Raw genomic sequence first — 21,281 nt, forward strand, 5'->3', positions numbered from 1 at the left:
ATGGCACTTACTTAACCTTCTTCGGATGCCCATTCTCGCGTACCTCGGCCCTTGCCAGCCTTCGTGCCTGCATCAGCATGGGGTAAGGCTTGGGTCTTCGTTTTACAGCGCGGGGCTCGATTCTACCGGGTCGATTTCCAACACGTTTTCGGGCAATCAATTTGAGCAGGCTCAACACGTCCTCGTCGTCTTCTCCCGCTCCGTAATGCCTCAGTGCAAGGCATAGCTGAAGGCTATGTTTGAAGCTCAGCTCTCGCGGTAAACAATCCGCCAATAGCGCCGATTGGGCCATGATCATCCGAATCAGATTATGCGCCAGCAGATACACCCATAACTCTTTGACGGCCATGGCAGGCGTCTTGCAGCTCAGCGTTTCAAGCCTCAGCGTTGTCTTGAGATTGCGCAGATCCAACTCAGCATGCCAACGGTCCTTGTACAGAGATTTCAGCCCAGCCTTGGGCGCTTGCTGTGGGCAGTTCAAGGTGGTCACCAGGATTTTTCCACCGGTTTTCAGTTCACGTACTGTCAGTGTTTGCGGTGCATCGTCGTAGTATGTCTGGCTCATCCAGGAGGGTCGTTGTGGGGGCTTTTTCAGCTCAACCAAATGATCTTCCGGACCCAACGATTGCCCAAGTTGAAAGTCGGTACTGCGCCGCCTGGCGCCGTATTGTTCGAACACACCATCGATCCCGCGACGTTGCAGTTCGCACAGCAAAAAGTACGTCGCGTAGTCGCGTAGTAGGCATCACCCAGCACAATGTCGCCTCGGTTCAGCGTGTCGAGCATCGTTCTGAGAAGTGTTTGTTCATCACCACCTTTGCCTCGAAAGCGTCCCAGCGAGGCGTCTAAAACGGAACCGCTGGCCAGGCAAATAATCCCAACCAAACGGCAGATGGGGAAACCCAGCCCGGGCTTCTGACCACGAGATTGCGGATAAGCCTCTTGGTTGGCGGCGGTGTCCGGCAGGGTCACCGTGGTGCCATCCACGAGGCGCACCGGGCGACCCATCCAGCGCCATGCCGCTGGCGCGTTGTGACTCATCGCAGATCCCGTGGAGCGCAACAATGTTGACACCATCTCTACCGGCAACCGCGCCCGAGCTTTGCAATAAGCGCCGGTGTGTACGCTGCTGGGCTTTAACCCATTGCAAGAGCGTTTGATTGAAAAGTCGTTCACGGCATTCTGGCAAGAGCGGTCTGCATTCATGGCCTGGGCTAGAAACATCGACAGTGTTTCGGTGGGCGGGAACAGCCGTTGACGATGCTTGGGCATCATTGACTCGACACGCTGAAGCAGCTCTGGATCGGCGAGCAGCTTGAAGAATGCATGGGCATTGCTGTTTTTTGCGTGCTGATGAGCGCGCTGCTGTTGATGCCTGACGATTTGACGTCTACGATTCACGCGGGCTGTCCTTGTTCGGGTGGTGTGTGTTCGCAACTATCACCGTAGACTAAGGACGGCCTTTTTTTCATTTTTTTGCAGCTGAATCAGCTAGTTAGCTGTTAAGTAAGTGCCATTCGGGACAGATTTTTTTTTCCATGTCTAGTCCTGAAATAGGTTCACCCTGCCAGACAAACTCCGCGCACTCATCAAAAATATGCGCCAATGCATTTGCATATTTGCGTATATGCATACTAACGCCTAGGGTTACCCCGAGTCAGATCGCAACGCCCCCATCAAATATGGGCCATCTTGAACGTCGATAGCTCAGCAACACCGCTACACGTTTACCAGCAGGACGCTGGTTTTCACTCATGGAGGATTGAAAAATGTTATCCACTGAAACAACCCGACTCACCGGCGACACACCGCCCAATTGCCTGGTCGGCCATCTGCTCGATCCGCAACTGGTCGAAGTCAAAGCGGCTGCACAGCCCCAAGCAATGGCTGCCGCCAGTCTCAATTTCAGCATGCAGAGACAAACCCAGAGCAATTGGTGCTGGGCGGCGCTCTCTGCCTCGGTCGGCAACTACTACGGCACCGGGTCCTGGACCCAGTGCGGTGTAGCCAGCAGCGAGCTTGACCGCAACTGCTGCAATCAACCTGGACCGTGCAACGTCTACGGCTATCTGGATTCCGCCTTACGAACCACGCGCAGCTACAACGGCATGAATCAAGGCTCGTTGCAAATGTCGGCCATCCAGAGCCAGATCAACAGGGGCCGCCCCATCGGTTTGCGTTGTGCCTGGTACGGTGGCGGTGCGCACTTTTTGGTGATCTATGGGACCAACGGCAACTACCTGTTGATCGCAGATTCGATCTACGGTTACTCGACCCGTGCGTTGAACGCGTTCCCTGGTTCGTACAACGGCGGCGGCAATTGGACCAACACTTACTTCACCGTAAAAAACTGAGGAGGGCTGCATCATGCAACTGATTTATCCAAAGGCGCCCTCAAACGGCGTACAGACACTGCGTCCGGCGTTGCAAGCCGCGCTGCAAACCCAGGGCCTGGGGCGCAATCACTCATTCGCGGCCGCCGCACCGGGCAACATCAGGCTGAGCGAAGCCTATCGTGGCTACTCGCTCACCCTCGAGGATTTGACTCAGGGTAAAGGTCTGAAAGACGCTGAGGTCGGCGATTGGCATTACTTGGTGTTTGCCGATGGCGTGACGATTGCGGATGCGCAATTGGCCGACGTAGGCGGGCATGTCGAGTTCGCTTCGCTCAACCACGGGCCCCTGGCTGCGGCGACGGTGGATGCGCTGAAACTGGCGGAACAGTCCGCGCAATTGCAAGGTAAAACCGTTGAGCTGCGAGTGCTGTTCATCTCGGCATTGCACGTTGTGGCAATCTGGCTGCACGCAGACAGCGAAGATGTGCTGATCCCGATTGAGCCGACCCCCAAGGAACTGGCGGTCACTCAGTTGTACAGTGAGGCGGCGCTGCTCATGCTGCTCAAACCGACGGCTGATCAGGCCCGCAAGCGCTTCGACGCGGACACCAGTGGACTGTTGGGCAGTTGATCAACCCTTAGGTAATCACCGGACACTGTCCGGGTTTGCCTTGTAAATAAAGGCGCCGCCTGTAAAAAGGCGGCGTTGAATGGAGTTTTTCCATGATTCGTGCACCTTGGGGAAATAAGCAGTATTGGGATGATCATGAGGCAAAAGATCTGCAATGGATTGAGCGTGTCAGTAAGATTCTGTCGGAGCCTTCGGCTAATCCCGTATATAGAGCGCAATTTACATTCGACTTTGCCAAAGATAATTTGCGTGCGGCTATACGGGGCTACTCGAGTGGTGGAAATATTACGACGATTGCAACATTCTTCCCCGGCGTTCTGGATGCATGGGAAATTTCCAACCGAGAGTCCGACAAAATATGCGCTGAAAATGATCTTAAGACTTGCCGAGACTGGACCTTCGAACTAACCGATTTAAACCATTACATCTATTGTTTCTGGTTGGTGGGGCTAGCGCTTACTCTGGAGATTCCCGATGAGCAGTGGCTTCGATTGGTTGCGTTAATAGGTGATGGGGGGCAGGACATTCTGCTGGATCGGATCATTGCATACCGCCAACCAGAGCGGGAAATTGGGGAGAAGCTGCTACATGCCAAGCCATATGTGAGACTGCTCAAGGCAATTGATGCGCAACAGGCGCAGCAAGCAACTCTACTGCTGGCGTTCGTGGAGCATTGGTATCCAGAGCTGAACAGGCGCGGTAAACAGCAACCGTGGTGGTACATTTATGGTGATCCGGTAATGCACCCACTTGAGATGGGAAGCTACTTCGGCCGCTGGTGTTTTGAGGCGGTCGCCGCCGTGAAAGTATTTGGGCTTGAGGACAGCGATTGCATTGGGCACGAGCACTATCCGGGTGATTTGCTACATCCCAATGAGAAAGTGATACCAACACCTAATTCAAGTGCCGAGTCTGGGTGGTGGGGGTGGTTGCTGGGGCTGAAAAGCCGTAAAGACAGCAAAAGGCACTAGTATTGGTGTGGCAGTGGGAGAAGGGGATATGGTCTCCAATCCGAAATAGGCTTACACCTGTTTCGGGACTAAATATCCTTTTATCCGTCATCTTGCTATATGGCGTGAAGCTAGCGCTGTTTATTCTTTTTTATTAAAAGTCTCGGTATGTATAATAAAGAGAAGTATGAGATCAAGGTAATAAAGTAAATAATAAATAGCACGCCCGAAGAGAATATTGCATATGTGAATAGGTGTGTGCCAAACAATCGCCATTTCAAGTTGTGAGCCGCCAGATCATGCGGGTAAAAATAGCTCACGGATACGATCATATAGATAAAGCTCGATAAAACTATCAAGCCGAACAGATATTTGCTGATGGTCATGTTTGCATATTGATCGGCATCGATGATCATCCCCTTGCGGACCTTCAAGAAAAAGATCACCGCAAATATCGGTCCGAGCAAGCCAATGTAGTTTGTTATGACTGTGGAGCTGAAAGGGAAGTTAGACGACCAAAACCCTACCACGCCGAGCAGGTAGGTGTTTATGAAGCTTTCAATATTTGTATAGGGCGCGGATGTGGCCTTTGCAGGAAATAAAAAAGCTATGAAAAATATAGGTGCCATGGTCATTGCAATGAATAAATAGGGCAGAGGTATGCACTGTTTGATTGACTTGTTCATTGCTCGGAAATCCTGTTGTACGATTTTTAATCCTAACACGCTGGGCCCGGACAAGACTCGGCTCGCCCGGACCCTTTGTTTTAGTTAAGAATCAGGTTGTTGATCTCATCGACTTTGGCTGCATCAAAATAGGCAGCGGTGGCTGCCATCATCAAGGCCACGACGACGACTCCAGCGGCAGCCGACGCAAAAACAGGAAAGAAGAACGCCATGCTGGTGGCGAGCAAAATTCCAGCACCTGTGCCGACTGCCATCGCTTCAAGTTCAAGCATCAGAGGCTTCCAGTCGCCGGTTTGAAAACCGGAAACGGTTTTCTCGCGGATGGCTTCTGCTTGTACGACTTTACCGACCACACCGAATGCTTTGCCCAAACGGGTGATGTTATCCGCAAAGGTCGCCTTATCCAGTGCATTCAGCGCATCGACCACTGCTTGGGTGTCCAACGCATTCAGTTTCATAGCGGGGTTAGCGCTGATTTTCTCAAAGGTCGCCATTGCTTCTGCATAACTTCTGACTTTCTTGCCAGCGATCTCAGCCTGCATGTCTTGGGCAACTTTGCTCAAGTTGGCACCATATTTTTGAAGCATTTGTTCATTGGCAGTCGATACGAAGCTGACAGCGTCTGTATAGGCAGCCTTTTCATCGGGTGTGAGCTCTTTGGTAACGGTAACTGCGGTTTCGCCTTTGATCACGACCTCAAAGGGCATAGCGCCATGAGCGTCAAATACGCTTTGAAGCGTATTTGCAGCCGCTTCGCCGATGGCCGCTTTAAAACCGGCAGGCATCGAATCGTAGGTGTGGTTGGCGGCGGATACGGCGCCGTTAAATTGATAACTACCGTCCTGACCCTTATTGAGGGTGCCTTGCAAGGTCAGGGAAAGATTGTCTATCCATGTTGCAAGCTGCCAGGACGTGGCGTCTGGCGTAAAAGGAATGTTGCCAATGGAAATCGGCGACGTTCCAATTGGCGCTGAGGCTAGAACATCATTGAACACAGCGCTTGAGATGCTCGATGAGTTCAGCCCGAATAGGTTGATTGAGGTTTCGGTTGGAGTACCTTTGCCGTAAAGGAAGTGCCCAACGGCTGCGACCGGAGTCAGGTCTCCGCCCGAGAGGCCTGGAGAGGAGGTTACGCCACCTGATTGGAAATATTGCTGGGCGTAATTCAAACCATGGCCAGAAGTCAGGCCCGGATTAAAGTAAAGGTAGCTATCTGCAAACGGCACCGATTGCAAATCATGGACGATCCCTGGCGCTGGCCCCCCTGTCATTCCCCAGGTGACCTGTTCGTTGGCGATTTTGATTAGCATCTCGCGCCACAACCCCTGGCGATAATAAGCAAAGCGTTCCAGCATCTGCCCTTGGAACACAACTGCCGGGTTCGGCGCGGGAAACGGCAGGCCTCCAGGATTTGCCGGGTAACCGGGCTCGGTGGCAGTGACGACGATGGGTGGAAGAACGATAGTCATGAGTCGATATCCTTATCGATATATATTTCGGTCAATTGCTGGGAATTACCCCTCTGGCTCAGCCTCTCCGCGCTGCTCGTCGGTAGCGATGAATCGGCATAAGATGAGGCCTGCTGATACTGTGTATCCATACAGTGATATTTTCAAGGCGGAAATATGCATTTGTGCATTTTTTCTGATGTACGGGTTATTTCCGCACTCAAGACGCGCCGAACGCTCCTGGCGGTCTGCCCTAGAAAGGAGAAAACGATATGATGCCCACAGCCTCTTCCTGCAACTGCCGACATAGCGCGCTTCTCTCAAAACGAGCAAACGCCGCGATGGCCTACTGAAATGAACGCGCCTACCGCATTAGCTGCGCTCGCCGCTAACTATGGACACGGCCACATCGTGGCGCCCCATCGACATGACGAGGGCCAGCTCGTTTATGCCATCAACGGTGTGATGCTGGTGTCGGTGGAGGCGACCGCCTGGGTGGTGCCTTCCGGGCATGCACTGTGGGTGCCCTCTGGGCTGGAGCATCAGATCCGCATGACCGGTGAAGTGCGTATGCGCACCTTGTTGATCTCGCCGGGGGCGCATCGTGGCTTGACGACGGAGTGCGAGGTCATCAGGGTTTCGCCGCTGTTGCGTGAGCTGATTATCGCTGCCGGGGATAAGCTCGACAGTGAGGCGGCATTGGTGCGCCACGCACAGATTGTCGAGTTGATTTTCTCGGAGCTCGACAGGGCACAAAGGGTGCTGGCGCATGTGCCGATTCCGGATGAGCCGAGGCTCAAGTTGTTGTGTGCGGGCTTTATCGACAACCCTTCCCAGGAATCGACACTGGAGAGTTGGGCGCTACAGCTCAATATGAGTTCGCGCACCTTGGCGCGGCTGTTCCGGAAGGAGTTGGGCATGAGTTACGGCGAATGGCGCAAGCGCACGCGGCTGTTGCTCAGCATGCAGCGGCTGGCCTGTGGTGTGTCGATCCTGGAAGTGGCGTTGGAGCATGGTTATCAGAGCCCGAGTGCGTTTACTGCGATGTTCAAGCGCACCATGGGTTATACCCCGAGTAACTGTCGATTGGTGTGATTTGATTTGGCGATAGGCTTCCCTGTCAGCCTCGGTTCAAATGTGGGAGGGGGCTTGCCCCCGATGGCGGTGGGTCAGTTACAGATTTGCTAACTGACACTCCCTCATCGGGAGCAAGCCCCCTCCCACATTTGCCCCGAGTACTGCCAAGCCACCCCGCACCTTGTCCCAATCAAAACGATGGTTGTCCGGAACTCGGGAGATTCGTACCTCGTTGCGCTCTTACCCTGGGTCTCTACTTGGCCTTCTGGATTTCTTCGATGGGTTCGCCTTCTTTCCCCCCACGGCATGGCCGTCTTGCGCTGCTTGGCATTGCGCTGGTGTTGTCGGCGGGGTGTTCGTCCTGGGTTGCCCATGCGCCCGCACAGCCACATCCGCAGCGCATCAATGCCCTGAGCCACTTGCCACAAGGCGTATCGGCCCAGGCGTTACCCGAGCGCTGGTGGCAGTTGTACAACGATCCACAGCTCGATGGGCTGGTGCAGCAGGCATTGCTGCACAACCGTGACCTGGCGGCGGCCCAGTCCCATGTGCAGGCGATGCTGGCCGGGATCATGCAGGCTGATGCCGAGCGCTGGCCGTCCACCCAAGCGTCATTGGGTGCCGCTTACGGCAAGACCGCCGATGACCAGACCCTGGCCAAGGCCACCGATAGCCATGCGCCGTCAGAATGGGCGTTCAACCCGGGCTTCGAGCTGGCGTACCAAGTGGATATCTGGGGCCAGGTCCAGCGCACGATTGAACGAGCCCAGGTGCAAGCCGCGGCGGCGCAGGACGCCGAGGACCTGTTGCGCATCACGGTCGTGGCGCAAACCACCCGCGCCTATGTGAATGCTTGTGCCCTCGGTGCTCGTGCCAAGGTCCAGCGTCATTCATTGGACGTGGTCGGGCGCAGCCTGGTGTTGATCGATCGCCAGCGCCAGGCCGGTGTGGTGACGGACCTTGAATACACGCGTATGCAAGCCTTGCAGGGCGAAACCCAGGCCTTGCTGCCGATGCTGGAGGCGCGTCGACAGGCTGCGCTGTATGAACTGGCAATGCTGACCGGCGTGGCTGATTTGGAACAAGGCGCTGGCGCTGCGAGCTGTGAGGTGGTTCCACACCTCAATGCCGAACTGCCGGTGGGCGATGGCTGGCAATTATTGGCGCGCCGCCCCGATATCCGTCAGGCCGAGAGAGCGTTGCAGGCGGCCACGCTGCAAGTGGATATCGTCCAGGCCGACCTGTATCCCAAGGTCACCTTCGGTGCTTCAGTGTCTTCCTCAGCCAACAAATTCCATGAGCTGGGCGACAGCAGCGCGGTGATGTTCGGCATTGGCCCGCTGATCACCTGGCAGTTCCCCAATTGGCGCGCCAACCGCGCACGGGTCAACCAGGCGCGGGCGCTTGAGCAGGTGGAGGTGGCGCAGTTCGAGGCCAGCGTGCTCAAGGCCCTCAAGGAGGTGCGCCAGGCCCTGGCGTTATACGACGGCGAACGCCAGCGCCACGCGGCCTTGAGCCAGGCACTGGACAGCAGCCGCCACGCCTACAGGTTGGCCCAATTCAACTATGACGCCGGGTCTATCGACTTTCTGGATGTGTTGGACAGCGAACGTGAACTGATCCGTTTGCAGGCCACGCGCGCCGATGCCGATGGCCAGTTGCTGCAACGGCAGATCAGCTTGTTTCAGGCGCTTGGCGGTGGTTGGCAGCCTTCAGCGCCCACCCACGCTCACACCACTTTTTCCGGTACCCAACCATGAATATCGCCGTTGATGAAAAAACTGCTGTCCAGGATGAACAGGCGAATACGCGCAACCCACGTCGCAAAAGGCATCTGCTCCTGCTGGGCGGCGCCGCGCTGTTGATCGCTGCAGTGGTGTTCGGCGTGTACTGGATGACGGTCGGCCGGTATCTGGAACAGACCGATGATGCCTATGTGCGGGCCGACTGGATTCCTATCAGCCCGAAGGTCTCAGGCTATGTGGCCGAGGTGGTGGTGGAGGACGATCAGCCCGTCAAGGCCGGGGACGTGCTGGTGCGAATCGAGGACCGTGACTACCAGGCGCGCTTGGCACAAGCTCGTGCAGAACTGGCCGAGACCCAAGCCTCGGTGGCAGCGCAAGAGGCCAACCTGCACGTCACCGATAGCCTGATCGCCCAGCAAAAGGCCGGGGTTGCCCAGGCTGAGGCTCACGCCCGCAGTGTGGCCGCAGAATTGCGCCGCGCAAGCCTCGACCAGCGCCGCTACGAAGAGTTGGTGCGCGACCACGCCGCCAGCGCCCAGCGTCTGGAAACGGCCGCCGCCAGCTACACCCAGGCCAATGCCGCGGTAGAAATTGCCAAGGCCATGCAACGCCAACAGGAAACCCGCTTGACCGTGGCCGTCACCCGACGCCAATTGGCCGAAGCTTCGCTCCAGCAGCAGATTGCCCGGCGCAGTCAGGCCCAGGCGCAGTTGAACCTGGCGACCCATGCCCTGGAAGACACTTTGATTCGCTCGCCCATCGACGGCGTGGTGGGGCAGCGCAAAGTGCGCACCCGCCAGTACGTCGCGCCAGGCTTGCCGCTGCTGGCGGTGGTGCCTTTGCAGCAGGCTTACGTCGTGGCCAATTACAAAGAAACCCAATTGCGCGACATGCGTGCCGGCCAACCCGTGGACATCAGCATCGACAGCTATTCAGGACGCAAGCTCAAGGGCCATGTGATGAGTTTCTCGCCAGGTTCCGGGGCAGTGTTCGCGCTGTTGCCGTCGGACAACGCCACCGGCAATTTCACCAAGATCGTGCAACGCTTTCCAGTGAAGATCGTCATTGATGAGCATGACGAAGGCGGACCTATTCTGCCGGGTATGTCGGTGATCACCACGGTGGACGCTCGCCCAGATAAGCAGGGCGCTGCACATGACTGAAGCGGCTGAAAAGAGCGTCTCCTTTCGCGCCTGGGTGGCGGTAATCGGGGGGCTGTTCGGCTGTTTCATGGCCGGCATGAACGTGCACGTGACCAGCGCCGCGCTGCCGGAGATCGAGGGTTCCCTGGGGGCGACGTTCGAGGAAGGCTCGTGGATCTCCACCGCCTACCTGGTCGCGGAGATTGTGATGATCCCGCTTACCGCGTGGCTGGTGCAGGTGTTCTCTCTGCGGCGTGTGATGCTCGTGGGCTCGTTTGTGTTTTTGATGGCGTCGATTGCCTGCTCCTGGGCGCCCAACCTTGCGGTGATGATCATCATTCGAGTGATCCAGGGCGCAGCCGGCGCGGTGCTGATCCCGTTGTCATTCCAGTTGATTATCACCGAGTTGCCGCCCAGCAAGATCGCGATGGGCATGGCCCTGTTCGCCCTGTCCAACAGCGTCGCCCAAGCTGCCGGGCCGTCCATCGGCGGCTGGCTGACCGATGCCTATTCCTGGCGTTGGATCTTCTACTTGCAACTGGCTCCCGGCATTCTTTTGCTGCTGGCGGTGGCATGGTCCATCGATGCCAGACCCATGCAGTTGAGCCTGCTCAAGCGCGGCGACTGGGGCGGCATCATCGCCATGATCGTCGGCCTGGGGGGCTTGCAGATTGTGCTGGAAGAAGGCGGGCGTAAGGACTGGTTCGGCTCCGATTTCATTGTGTGGATGTCGCTGGTCGCAGGCGTTGCCCTGGTGTACTTCGTACTGTCGCAGCTGTATGGCAGCCGCTCCTTTATCAACCTGCGTCTGCTCAAGAGCTACAACTTCGGAGTAGCCAGCGCGGCGATGTTCATCTTCGGCGGGGCCACGTTCGGCCTGGTGTTCCTGGTGCCCAATTACCTCTCCCAGTTGCAGGGTTACAACGCTCGGGAGATTGGCATCAGTCTGATCGCCTACGGCATGGTGCAACTGGTACTGGCGCCGTTCATGCCGCGCTTGATGAAGTGGCTCAACCCGAAACTGATGGTCGCCAGTGGCTTTTTCATCATGGCCCTGGGGTGCTACCTCGGTGCGCACCTGGACGTGGACAGCGCTGCCAACGTGATCATTCCTTCCACGGTGGTACGCGGTATCGGACAGCCGCTGATCATGGTGGCGCTTTCGGTACTGGCGGTGTCCGGGCTGGCCAAAGACGAAGCCGGCTCTGCCTCGGCGTTGTTCTCCATGCTGCGTAACCTGGGTGGCGCCGTGGGTACGGCGGGTCTGACGCAGATCGTCGCCCTGCGCGAACGCTTTCACTCCGAGCGGGTAGGGGAGTCGATCACACTGTTTTCCCCGTCCTTGCAGGAACGCCTGCGCGCCAGCATGGCTGACAGCGAGGGTTTTATCTTCAACCAACTGTTGCCCGCTCAACAGCAGGTTATCGAGGGCTTGATCCACACCGTGCGTCGCGAGGCGTACCTGATGGCCTATAGCGATGCGTTCTATGTGTCCTGTATCGCGTTGATCTTGTGTGGTGTCGCGGCCTTGGCATTACGACAGTCAGCCAAGAACACATAACCACGCCAAGGAGGTGTTGAACTTGTACAGCCCACTGCGTTTGGTTGGAGCCCACTATCCGCCCCCCGGAAAAGAGGAGCTCTCTCATGCAACAACCCGATACCCTGGTCCGTAACCCGCTCGGCAATCCTGTAGTCGCCCGCGTCACCGTGAATGGCGATGCGCTCAGCGTGTGGAGTATCGTCGGAGATTTTGCGGGTTTCGCGAAATTCATTCCTGCGTTGTCCCATATCGAAATGACGGGCGAGGGCGTGCGTTCGGTCCGCAAGAAACTGTTCAAGGACGGCAACGTGGTGATTGAGCAACTCAACACCCGTGACGACCAAGCCATGACGATGACCTGGTCACTGATTTACACCTCACTGAATATCGGCAACCTGTGGGCGCTGATGGAAGTGGCGCCGCAAGGCCCGAACCAGAGCCTGGTGACCTGGACCATCATTGGCCAGCCCTGCACTGGCGGCAAGGAGGATATGCCGGCGTTCGAAGCGTTCCTGCAAGGCTTTGCCGATGATGCGATGAAGAACCTGCAGGCGCTGTTCAACTGACATAGAACGAGCAGGCAGTGGCTGATTCCGTGGCGAGGGAGCTTGCTCCCGTTGGGGCGCGAAGCGGCCCTGAGAATAGGACTGCTGCGCAGTCCAGCGGGAGCAAGCTCCCTCGCCACAGAAGCATTCTGCTGTTTTAAGCGTTAGTTGACGGCCTGATCAATCCCCGCCTGCAAGGCCTGGCTCTCTCGATGGCCACCGGCGCGCAGAAGGCCCAGGTTCAAGGCTTGATCCTTGCGCGTGGCGTCGTCCTGTTTCTGGGTCAGTTCGTCCTTGGCCCCGAGTGCGAGGTTGACCGGTGATTTGGAGACATTCAGCCCGACATCGGCGCGGTAGTCGCTGCCTGCCAGTGTGGTTGCGGTGACCCTGGAACCGCCCAGCTCGACCTTGCCATGCTCGGCACTGATCCGCGCACCCGTGAGGCGCGTATCACCACCGACCTGCAGACTGACGCCCTGGCTGCCGCGAATGCCTGACGCCTGAGCGACGCTGTCCTTGATCACATGGCTGACGTCCAGGTTCAGGGTCGGGGTGTAGTTGGTGTTGCCACTCTTGTCACCGAACAACACGCTTTCAGCCGTATCGGCCACCTTGCTGCCGGTGGTGTTCTTGCCGCTGACAACGTAGCTGTCGCTGGTTTTTGGCCAGACCTTGTCCTTGAAGCCCGACAGGCGCGTGCCCAGCGCATCCTTCTTGTCTGCCAGGTAAGCCTTGGCCTTGTCCACGCGGGTGCCGAAGGCGCCGCGGGGCTCGGGGTTCACGTCGTAACTGGCGCTGCGGGTGAGTTTTTCTTCCAGGCGTTCCTTGGCGTTGACCACGCTGTCGAGCACTTTGTCCTTGGCCGCAGCCAGGTGCCCGGTGCCCTTGTCGACCACGTTCTCCAATTTGTCGCGATGCTTGTCGAACGCGCCTTCGGCCTTGGCTTTTACGGTGTCCTTGAGCGGGCCGCTGGCCTTGGCGAGTTTATCGACCACGCCAGGCTGGTTTTTCTCGACATCCAGTTTGGCATCGACATGAACCTGGGTGCTGTTGACCTGGTCCTTGCGGCTTTCGACAACGAGGTCGCCGCCCACCTTGCCGCTCACCTGCTCGGCGTCGATGCGTGCGCCCGCCAGACGGGTATCGCCGGCACTGTTGATGACCACGGTATCGGCCTTGATCAGGCTGTCGTGCTGGGTGGTGCCTTGCACGTGATCCACATCGACCTTGGCCCGCGCATTGATGCCGCGTTGGGTCTTGGGTGTCTCGTGTTCACCGGCGTCGGCCAAGGTGGTCTTGCCCACGCTGGCGCCCGCGCCCAGGGTCACGCCCCAGCTGTCATGAGCCAGGGTGGATTGTGCCGACTCCTGCAGGACGCCGCCGTTTTGTGCGTCGAGGTTGACGCTGGCCGCGCTGACCTGAGTACCCTGCAAGTGAATGGCATCGGCTGCATCGGCACCGCTGGCGAGGCTGACCTTGCCGTTGCTGTGCAGTTGCCCGACGACTACGCCCTGGTCATCTTCGGCCACCTTGCCGATGTTGAAATTGGCGCTGAGGTTGCCGGTCTTGCTGCTGCTTTCGGCGCTGCTGGTTTTGCCGGCGCCAAGGGTCAGGCCGCCGCCCAGGTTACTGCCGTTGCTGACGTGGCGGTGGGTGGCGGCTTGCAGGTCCAGCTTGCCGCCGGCATTGAGGCTGATATCGCCGGTCTTGGCGGTGCCGGAGCCGATCTGCGTACCTTGCAGGGTCATGTCGCCGCCGCTGCCGAGTTGGATCGGCCCGTTGCCCTGGAGCGTCGCGACGCGTGCCTGGCTGTCCTGGGTGTCGAGGCGCTGGTTATCCAATTGCACACCGGCACCGAGGTTGATGTTGGTGCCATTGGCGCCGGGCGCTGTGCCCACGGTCAATGACGCGTTACCGCGCAACGTGCTGCTGGTGTTGCTCTGGGTGTCGTTAGCCTGGTTGAGCGCCAACTCACCGCCGGTCTTGAGGTTGACGCCTGCCTGGCCGCCGTTGAACTGGCTGCCTTCATAACTTGCATCGCCCTTGGTCTGGAGGCTCACGCCCTGGGTGCCCGCGTAGCTGCCGACCACTGCCGTGCTGCTGGCTTGGCGTACATCACGGCTGCCGCCACTGCCGCTGCCGCGTACATTCACGTCCTCGCCGGTGGTGGTGTAGACCCGCACGCCGACCTTGGCGTCCACGCCTTGCTCGCTGCTGCTGTGGGTATTGGCTGCCGCCTTGGCGATATGCTCGCCGGCATTGATGGTCAGCCCGCCCTTGGTGGCGCGGTATTGCGTGCCCTCATCCTGCAACTTGCCGATGCTATCGACCTGCACCGTGGCGCCACTGAATTGGCTGACCACGGCGGTGCTGTCCTGTTGTGTGCGGGTGCTGTGGGTATGCCCGACTTCCACGTCCAGCCCGACATTGGGTTGTTCGAATGCATCCAGCAAACCCGGCTGATGGAACTTGGCCTGGGCCACGCCTTCAACAGCTTTTTCGATCGGGCGGGTAATGCCTTTGTATTCCACATTGGCGCCGACATCGGCGGTCCAGCCGTTTTGCTTGTGGGTACTGGTCTCGGTGGAATGGGCGGCCAGGTTGTCGATCTGGCCCGCGTTGACCCGCAGCTCGGTGCCGGCCTTGGCCTGGGCACCCTCGCTGGTGAAGGTGTTGCCAGCATTGATGGTCAGCTTGCCGGTCGCGGCCACGGTGCTGGTTTGCGCGGTGGTTTTTTCAGCGGTGTCGTGGCTGCTCTGGTGGCTGAACTGAGCACCATTGCCTGCCCGATCAATGCCGCCGGTGTAGTAGAAACTGCCGCCGGTGGTGGTCTTGTCGACGGCTTCGGTGCGTTGGTCATGGGCGGCCAACAGCTCGACGTTTTTGCCGCTCAGGCTTGCATCGCCTTCGGTTGCCTGGAGGTTGGAGCCGCTGATGCTGACGTCACCACCGGCGTTAACCGCCACACTGGCGCCGTTGATGCTTGAAGCCTGCTGCCCGGTGGTGTCGGTCTGGCGGGTTTGCTGCTGGTCTTCATAGCTCAGGCCCGCACGGTACTGGCGGCTGACACCTTCAGTTTCCTTGGCGTAGCCATCGAAGCCGCGGGTATGGGTACTGGTGGTGTCGTGGGCGGTGTTCTGCGCCGCAACGACCTTGATATCGCCCTTGGCATTCGCTTGCAGCTCACCCGCGGCAGACACCTGGGAGCCACTGACCGTGATGTCCTTGGCGCTTTGCAGCTTGAGGTTGCTATCCGAGCGCAGGTTACTGGCAACCACGGTGCTGTCCTTGAGGTTCTTGCGGCTTTCATCCTTGGAGATGCCGAAGAACTTACTGTCATTGCTGTAGCGGTTGTCGTGGGAGGTGTCTTGTACGCCGTCGATCACCAGCGAGCCTTTGTCGCTGATCACACTGGCCTGCTTGCCGCCTCGGGCCTGGCTGCCGCTGATGCGCACGTCGTCTGCCTGGACGATCAGCTTGCCGTCGGCATTCACCTTGCTGGCGGTGTTCAAGGTCTTGCCCTGGTTGCCGTCGCCGTTCTTGCCGAAGAAGCTGCCGCCGGTGAGGTCGCCTGCGTAGGTGTTGTCACTGCTGCTTTGGGTGCGGCTGGCGCTGGTGATGTCCACTTGGCGGCCTGCCAATTGGATGTCCCCTGGGGTTTTCAGCTCGGCGCCCTGCAATTGCAGTTTCTGTTTACTGGTCAGCTCCAGCGTGTGGCCCGCCTTGAGGCTGCTGGTGATGCTGCGCTGTTCGCTGCTGGATTTGTCCCAGTTGGCTTTCCACAGGTGCTTGCGGTGGTTGCCCTGGTCGCGGGTCTCATGGGTTTCAGTAGCGGCAGTCACCTGCAGGTCGGCGCCGCTGTTGACGCGCAAAGCGTGGCCCGCTTCGACGTGGCTGGCTTTGATGTCGGCCTTGGCGCCGGAAGACAATGCCGCGTCCTGTTGGGCGACGAGCGTGTTGCCGTGCTGGCGGGAATCCTTGTCGGTGGTGGTGCGGTCGTAGGTTTCGTAGGTGAACAGCAAGTTGCTGTTGTTCCACTGCTCACGTTTTTCCTGAAGCTTGCGGCTTTCCAGGCTGCTGAGGGTCAGGTTGCGCCCGGCATCCAGCTTGACGTTGCGCCCGCCTACGTCAGTGGCGGCCAGGTTCAAGTCCTTGGCGCTGTGCAAGTCGACGTCGCCCTGGCGGCTCTGCACCCCGGCGCGGGTGGCGTCGAGGCTGTTGGCGTGAACTTGGCCGCTGACATCGAGGTCACCGGCCGAGCTGATCTTTACACCGTCAGTGCCTTGCACCTGCACACCACCCACACGTACCCCGGCCCCTTCGGCGGTGCTGATGATATTGATGCGCCCGGCCTGCATCGCGCCGAACAGGCGTGCGTCGATGCGTTGCTCCTGGGCCTTGCCGGCCGGGTCGACCTGGCGTACCTCGCCGCTGGCGAAATCCACCTGGTTGCGACCGACCGTGAGGTTCAATTGATCACGGGCACTGAGGCGACCCTCGCTGTCGATGCGTGGCGCGATCAGCTTGATGGAGCCCTCGCGGTTGTGCAGGCCCTGGCCCTGGATCGTCAGTTGGCCGTTGGCATCGCGGGTGTTCAAGGCTTGCAGCTTGCCGTCGTTGAGTTCCGGGCGGCCCACCACCAGGTTGGCGTTCGGGGTGTTGATGAAGCTGCCGCCATTGACCGAAATGCCGTTGGGGTTGGCCAGCACATAATCGGCGGCCTGGCCGAAAATTTCCTGGGCGCCGTTGAGGGCCGAGGCATTGCGGCTGATCACTTCGTTGAGGATCACGCTCGCCGCCTGGCCCTGGAACTGCGGGTTGGCCGCCAGTTGCCCGGCCAGTTGGGATTGGCCGGCCTGCAAGGCGTTGTTCAACACCAGGCCCTGGCGGTCGACGTTGTAGTCCAGAAACTGGTTGTGGGACAGGCCGCCGGCATTCGGCGCGACGATGTTGACGATGGGCACACCGCCCTGGTCTTGCAGTTGCGGCGTGCCGCCGGGGCCTGTGACGACGGTCACGCCGCCAGCCAGTACCAACTGTGGCAGCAGAAACAGGCTGGCAATGGCCCAGCGCAGTTTGCCCTGGGGAGAAAGGTGAAAGCTGTGTGAAGTAGTCGGCATAAATAATTTCGCTCTGTGTTGGCTGATCCGCGACGTGCGTTGTTCGTTGCAACGCTGCTGTGGTGGTCAGGTACGGCGGTTGTCTCAGGCTAAAAACAGCGGTGGTTCATATTTGCAGGCTCAGGCGTGTCAGCCAGACCTCCGGCTCCTGGCGAAAGCCTGTGGGGGTGTTGAGGTTGCGTTGGTAATCGATGTCCAGTTGCACGTTCTTCCAGCTCAGGTTGAGCCCAGCACTGGCACCGCTCAGGCGTTGGCTCTGGGCGCCGTGTTCGTGCTTGACCCACGCATTGTCCAGGCCCCGGCGCGGGGTGAGCTTCACCGGCAAGCCCGTGTTGAGCGGCAGGCGCAAGGTGTTGCGCCATACCGCACCCATGGCGCCGGAGCTGCTGTTTTCGCGGTAGCCACGCACGGCCGAGTCATCGGTGATCAGCAGTTGTTCGATGGCAGGCAATGCATCCTCGCTGTACTGCACCGACAGCTGGCTTTGCCACTGCCATGGCTGCGCCGACCATTGGCCGTTGCGCCATTGGGTGAGGTTGGCGCGGTACTTGTGGAACTGTGCCTTGGGGTGTTTTTTTTGCACCTGGTCGGCATCCCGATCGGCGCCGAACCACGTCAGGCCCTGGGCGTAATTGACGTCCAGGTTCCATACCGCACTATTGAGCCAGAACAGGTTGAGGCCCGCTTCGGCCACCGTCAGCGTCGGGCTCTGAATGTCCAGACGGACCTTTTGCAGGTAACTGTCGACGTCCTTGTAGGCCAGTTGCAGGTTGGCGCTCAGTTGGTGGCTCTGGTCGCGCCACAGCACGCGGTCGCTGCGCAGGCTGAGCTGATCGGTGCGGCCACTGTTGTAAAGCGTCGTGCGGCTGAGCTTGAACGGTGAGCGGTATTCGGCATGGCTGGCGAACAGGCTGTAGGTCCAGTAACCGTAAGGGATGGAATAGAACAGGCTGTGGCTGCGGCTGTAGCGTGGCCCATGGTTGAGCGTGTCACTGAAGCTCAGGTTGAGCGAGTCGTTGATTTGCAACGGGCTGTCCAGGCTCACGCTGATGGCGTTGCGATCACGCCCGGTGCCGGCGCTGCCGAGGTTATCGACCCCAAGCCCGAGCGCCCAGCGCGAGGCACTGCTGCGCGAGCGCAGGATGATGCGTGAGGCGCCGGGTGTGCTGCCGGGGGCGATGTCGGCGGTCAGGTCCACCGAGCGCAGGCGGTTGAGCTGGTCCAGGCCCTGCTCCAGGTCGCGCAGGTTCAGTGGTTTGCCGAGCATCCCGGGGAATGCCCCGCCCAGCGCCACCGGCAGGCTCTGATCGGCCAACTCGATGGCCTCCAGGTAGCCTTCTTCGACATGAATATCCAACGGCTGCCCGGCGGCCGGCGCACTGATCAGGTACGGGCGGCTGGCGATGTAACCGGCCTCGACGTACAGCTGGGTAATCTGCGCCAGCAGGCGGTTGATCTGCGTGACACCCATGCACGGGGCCACGTAGGGTTCGATGTGTTTGTCCAGCTCGCTGCGGGTGAACAGCGTAACTCCGGCCAGACGCGTACCGCTCAGGGGCCAGCAACCTTCATCCTTGGCAGTCTCTTTTGGCATGGCCGGCGTGGCCGGTTGCGTGCCGAAACTGCCGCGCTGCATTTGGCGCTGGCGTTGCTCCAATTGTAATTGCTGCAAATCGCGCTGCTGTTGCTGCTGCAAGCGCAGGGCTTCCTGGCCGGGCTGTGGGCCATCGGCGGCAGCCACCGGCAGCGCCCACAGGCAGAGCAGGGCGATGCCCAGTTTCCGGGTACAACACAGGTGTGCGGTTGAGAGCTGATGTGGCACTCGACTTCCTTAAACGTAGAAATACACGCGATGCATCCGCCCGAGCCAAATAGTGAACTCAGCGGGACTTGCCACACTTGAGTGAGTGGTAGACGGTTTGTTACATCGCTGTAGGATTTATCACACAATACGTAAGAAAGGTCGCGTAATTAAGTGCTTTTATGCACATTTTTGGTGCGGCATGAGGTGTGCAGGCCCGTCATTCCTGCGTTTAAAGGCGTGTAAGTGGCAGAGGGATAGTTTGGATTGTTGTCAAGACTTCGCCTAATCGGCTGGGCCCGATCAAGGAACGGCAGCTTGCCTCGTTGCCAGATTAGGCTTTTGAATCCATTGGATATTCTGTAGCCTTGCGCAGCTTCCGCTTTACCCGTGCTTGATGAACAAAAACACTTCGTCCGGCGGCGCCCGAAGGGCTCCCGAGCCGGTGGTACACTCGACTTTCGCGCTACTGCGCCTGCAGGTCTTGCGAACATGACGCACATTTCCGAACGCCTACTGGTTCAAGCCCACCTCGACGCCAAACAGCCCAAGGTTCTCAGCGTTGCTGAAGAGGCAAGCTTGCGTACTGCCATCGCCGCCGAGCTCAAGGCTCAGGACGCGGTGCTGGTCGCCCACTTTTATTGCGACCCGGTGATTCAGGCCCTGGCCGAAGAAACCGGCGGCTGTGTTTCCGACTCCCTGGAAATGGCCCGCTTCGGCGCTGCCCACCCAGCCAAGACCGTGCTGGTGGCCGGTGTGCGATTCATGGGGGAGACCGCCAAGATCCTCACCCCGGAAAAACGCATCCTGATGCCTACCCTGGAAGCGACGTGCTCCCTGGACCTGGGGTGCCCGGTGGATGAGTTTTCCGCATTTTGTGATCAGCATCCCGAGCGCACCGTGGTGGTGTACGCCAACACCTCGGCCGCGGTCAAAGCCCGTGCCGATTGGGTGGTGACCTCCAGCTGCGCACTGGAAATCGTCGAGAGCCTGATGGACAACGGCGAGACCATTATCTGGGGCCCTGACAAACACCTGGGCACCTACATCCAGCGCCAGACCGGCGCCGACATGCTGCTGTGGGACGGTGCCTGCATCGTGCACGAAGAGTTCAAGTCCAAGCAGCTGGAAGACATGAAGGCGTTGTACCCGGATGCGGCGATCCTGGTGCATCCGGAGTCACCGACTTCGGTGATCGAATTGGCGGACGCGGTGGGTTCCACCAGCCAACTGATCGCTGCGGCGCAACGCTTGCCGAACAAGACCTTTATCGTGGCGACTGATCGCGGCATCTTCTACAAGATGCAGCAGCTGTGTCCGGACAAGGTCTTCATCGAAGCACCCACCGCCGGCAACGGCGCCGCGTGCCGCAGCTGCGCGCACTGCCCGTGGATGGCGATGAATACGCTGGAGCGTACATTGCAGTGTTTGCGTGAGGGCAGTAACGAGATTTTCGTCGAGCCGTCGGTGATTCCGCAGGCGGTGCGGCCGCTCAAGCGGATGTTGGACTTCACCCAGGCTGCGCGGTTGAAGCTGGCCGGCAACGCCTGAACACAAATCAAAATGTGGGAGCTGGCTTGCCTGCGATAGCGGAGTAACAGTCACAGGTGTTTGGCTGCAAGACCGCTATCGCAGGCAAGCCAGCTCCCACAGTTGATCGGCGATGTGCTTGAGTTACTTCTTTTGCTTCGGGATCCGCACCAGCTGCGTATCCGAATAGATGTCATGCCAGCTGCGTTTGTGTTTATCGAACAACGACCAGATAAACCCCAGCCCCACGCACAACCACGACGCAATCGACACCACAAAACGCAGCAACGCCTGCCACAGGCTGATCCGCGAGCCGTCGGCGTTTTGCACGCGTACGCCCCACACCTGCATGCCCAGGGTTTGCCCCGAATGGGTCCAGAACTTGGCGAAGAAACCAAACAGCACAAACAACAGGATCGTCGACAACAACGGGTCACCGTCCAGCGCGCCGGACTCGGTGAGTGTGCGCATCTTCGCTTCGCCGATGAAGGCGATCCACACCAGCTTGTAGATGAACGCCGTGACGATCAGCAGGGCGGTGCATAACAGGAAGTCATAGAACATCGCTGCCAGGCGACGGCCCAGGCCAACGGCGGGGAATTCGCCCTGGGGGCTCAACAGGGGTTTGGACATGGCAGGGCTCTCTGGAGAAAGCACGCAGTTTACGCAATGGCGTGTCTAGTCCTGAAATAGATTTACACCTGTTTCAGTCTCAAAACGCCCGATG

General features: G+C 59.0%; 14 protein-coding genes and 1 pseudogene. 9 read left to right on the forward strand and 6 right to left on the reverse strand.

Annotated elements, in window-relative coordinates:
* Nucleotides 1-7: 7 nt before the first annotated feature.
* Nucleotides 8-1,401, reverse strand: a pseudogene (locus tag E4O98_RS27545) (IS4 family transposase).
* Between the two features lie 368 nt (nt 1,402-1,769).
* Here E4O98_RS27545 and E4O98_RS27550 point away from each other — a divergent pair.
* The 3 genes from E4O98_RS27550 to E4O98_RS27560 all read left to right on the forward strand — a co-directional run bounded on the left by E4O98_RS27550 (nt 1,770) and on the right by E4O98_RS27560 (nt 3,938).
* The gene (locus E4O98_RS27550; RefSeq protein WP_248136790.1) at nt 1,770-2,354 is read left to right on the forward strand and encodes a papain-like cysteine protease family protein; all 585 of its coding nucleotides are present in this window, start codon (nt 1,770-1,772) and stop codon (nt 2,352-2,354) included.
* Between the two features lie 13 nt (nt 2,355-2,367).
* Nucleotides 2,368-2,967 carry a hypothetical protein gene (locus E4O98_RS27555; protein WP_228308901.1) on the forward strand — a complete coding sequence of 200 codons (600 nt, stop codon included), beginning with the start codon at nt 2,368-2,370 and terminating at the stop codon, nt 2,965-2,967.
* A 92-nt stretch (nt 2,968-3,059) separates the two neighbouring features.
* A complete protein-coding gene (locus E4O98_RS27560) occupies nt 3,060-3,938 on the forward strand; it encodes a PoNe immunity protein domain-containing protein (RefSeq protein WP_228308900.1) in 879 nt (292 codons plus the stop codon).
* Between the two features lie 110 nt (nt 3,939-4,048).
* Here E4O98_RS27560 and E4O98_RS27565 read toward each other — a convergent pair whose 3' ends face one another.
* Together E4O98_RS27565 and E4O98_RS27570 are read right to left on the reverse strand one after the other, a co-directional pair.
* Nucleotides 4,049-4,603: a hypothetical protein gene (locus E4O98_RS27565; RefSeq protein WP_103734719.1), complete on the reverse strand. Its 555-nt coding sequence runs from the start codon at nt 4,601-4,603 to the stop codon at nt 4,049-4,051.
* Between the two features lie 80 nt (nt 4,604-4,683).
* Nucleotides 4,684-6,072, reverse strand: coding sequence for a lipid II-degrading bacteriocin (locus E4O98_RS27570; RefSeq protein ID WP_228308899.1), 1,389 nt, complete (start codon nt 6,070-6,072; stop codon nt 4,684-4,686).
* 333 nt (nt 6,073-6,405) lie between these two features.
* On the opposite strand from E4O98_RS27570, the gene E4O98_RS27575 reads away from it, so the two are divergent.
* From E4O98_RS27575 to E4O98_RS27595, 5 genes are all read left to right on the forward strand, one after another.
* On the forward strand, nt 6,406-7,146 hold the full coding sequence (locus E4O98_RS27575) for a helix-turn-helix transcriptional regulator (RefSeq protein ID WP_248136792.1): 741 nt from the start codon (nt 6,406-6,408) through the stop codon (nt 7,144-7,146).
* Nucleotides 7,147-7,406: 260 nt separating this feature from the next.
* On the forward strand, nt 7,407-8,888 hold the full coding sequence (locus tag E4O98_RS27580; RefSeq protein WP_148852617.1) for a TolC family protein: 1,482 nt from the start codon (nt 7,407-7,409) through the stop codon (nt 8,886-8,888).
* Entirely contained in the window at nt 8,885-10,036 is a 1,152-nt protein-coding gene (locus E4O98_RS27585) for an HlyD family secretion protein (RefSeq protein WP_248136794.1), read from the forward strand. The genes E4O98_RS27580 and E4O98_RS27585 overlap by 4 nt, the downstream gene beginning before the upstream one ends.
* Nucleotides 10,029-11,576: an MDR family MFS transporter gene (locus tag E4O98_RS27590; RefSeq protein WP_248136796.1), complete on the forward strand. Its 1,548-nt coding sequence runs from the start codon at nt 10,029-10,031 to the stop codon at nt 11,574-11,576. The genes E4O98_RS27585 and E4O98_RS27590 overlap by 8 nt, the downstream gene beginning before the upstream one ends.
* An 86-nt stretch (nt 11,577-11,662) precedes the next feature.
* Complete coding sequence (locus tag E4O98_RS27595; RefSeq protein WP_248136798.1) at nt 11,663-12,124, forward strand: SRPBCC family protein; 462 nt, start codon at nt 11,663-11,665, stop codon at nt 12,122-12,124.
* 143 nt (nt 12,125-12,267) lie between these two features.
* Here E4O98_RS27595 and E4O98_RS27600 read toward each other — a convergent pair whose 3' ends face one another.
* Nucleotides 12,268-17,223 carry a hemagglutinin repeat-containing protein gene (locus E4O98_RS27600; RefSeq protein ID WP_248136800.1) on the reverse strand — a complete coding sequence of 1,652 codons (4,956 nt, stop codon included), beginning with the start codon at nt 17,221-17,223 and terminating at the stop codon, nt 12,268-12,270.
* 106 nt (nt 17,224-17,329) lie between these two features.
* Nucleotides 17,330-19,045 carry a ShlB/FhaC/HecB family hemolysin secretion/activation protein gene (locus E4O98_RS27605; RefSeq protein ID WP_248136802.1) on the reverse strand — a complete coding sequence of 572 codons (1,716 nt, stop codon included), beginning with the start codon at nt 19,043-19,045 and terminating at the stop codon, nt 17,330-17,332.
* Nucleotides 19,046-19,516: 471 nt separating this feature from the next.
* On the opposite strand from E4O98_RS27605, the gene nadA reads away from it, so the two are divergent.
* Nucleotides 19,517-20,575, forward strand: a complete 1,059-nt coding sequence (gene nadA, locus E4O98_RS27610) for a quinolinate synthase NadA (RefSeq protein ID WP_032879720.1) — start codon at nt 19,517-19,519, stop codon at nt 20,573-20,575.
* Nucleotides 20,576-20,698: 123 nt separating this feature from the next.
* Here the strand turns inward: nadA and E4O98_RS27615 are convergent, their stop codons facing one another.
* On the reverse strand, nt 20,699-21,187 hold the full coding sequence (locus E4O98_RS27615; protein ID WP_005790850.1) for an RDD family protein: 489 nt from the start codon (nt 21,185-21,187) through the stop codon (nt 20,699-20,701).
* Nucleotides 21,188-21,281 lie beyond the last annotated feature (94 nt).

This window comes from Pseudomonas sp. W2Jun17 (assembly GCF_023127795.1).
GTDB lineage: Bacteria > Pseudomonadota > Gammaproteobacteria > Pseudomonadales > Pseudomonadaceae > Aquipseudomonas > Aquipseudomonas synxantha_A.

Excerpts from the sequence above, each read along its gene's own strand:
- E4O98_RS27550 (WP_248136790.1), top strand. The coding sequence starts at position 1,770 with ATGTTATCCACTGAAACAACCCGACTCACCGGCGACACACCGCCCAAT.
- E4O98_RS27555 (WP_228308901.1), top strand. The coding sequence starts at position 2,368 with ATGCAACTGATTTATCCAAAGGCGCCCTCAAACGGCGTACAGACACTG.
- E4O98_RS27560 (WP_228308900.1), top strand. The coding sequence starts at position 3,060 with ATGATTCGTGCACCTTGGGGAAATAAGCAGTATTGGGATGATCATGAG.
- E4O98_RS27565 (WP_103734719.1), bottom strand. The coding sequence starts at position 4,603 with ATGAACAAGTCAATCAAACAGTGCATACCTCTGCCCTATTTATTCATT.
- E4O98_RS27570 (WP_228308899.1), bottom strand. The coding sequence starts at position 6,072 with ATGACTATCGTTCTTCCACCCATCGTCGTCACTGCCACCGAGCCCGGT.
- E4O98_RS27575 (WP_248136792.1), top strand. The coding sequence starts at position 6,406 with ATGAACGCGCCTACCGCATTAGCTGCGCTCGCCGCTAACTATGGACAC.
- E4O98_RS27580 (WP_148852617.1), top strand. The coding sequence starts at position 7,407 with ATGGGTTCGCCTTCTTTCCCCCCACGGCATGGCCGTCTTGCGCTGCTT.
- E4O98_RS27585 (WP_248136794.1), top strand. The coding sequence starts at position 8,885 with ATGAATATCGCCGTTGATGAAAAAACTGCTGTCCAGGATGAACAGGCG.
- E4O98_RS27590 (WP_248136796.1), top strand. The coding sequence starts at position 10,029 with ATGACTGAAGCGGCTGAAAAGAGCGTCTCCTTTCGCGCCTGGGTGGCG.
- E4O98_RS27595 (WP_248136798.1), top strand. The coding sequence starts at position 11,663 with ATGCAACAACCCGATACCCTGGTCCGTAACCCGCTCGGCAATCCTGTA.
- E4O98_RS27600 (WP_248136800.1), bottom strand. The coding sequence starts at position 17,223 with ATGCCGACTACTTCACACAGCTTTCACCTTTCTCCCCAGGGCAAACTG.
- nadA (WP_032879720.1), top strand. The coding sequence starts at position 19,517 with ATGACGCACATTTCCGAACGCCTACTGGTTCAAGCCCACCTCGACGCC.
- E4O98_RS27615 (WP_005790850.1), bottom strand. The coding sequence starts at position 21,187 with ATGTCCAAACCCCTGTTGAGCCCCCAGGGCGAATTCCCCGCCGTTGGC.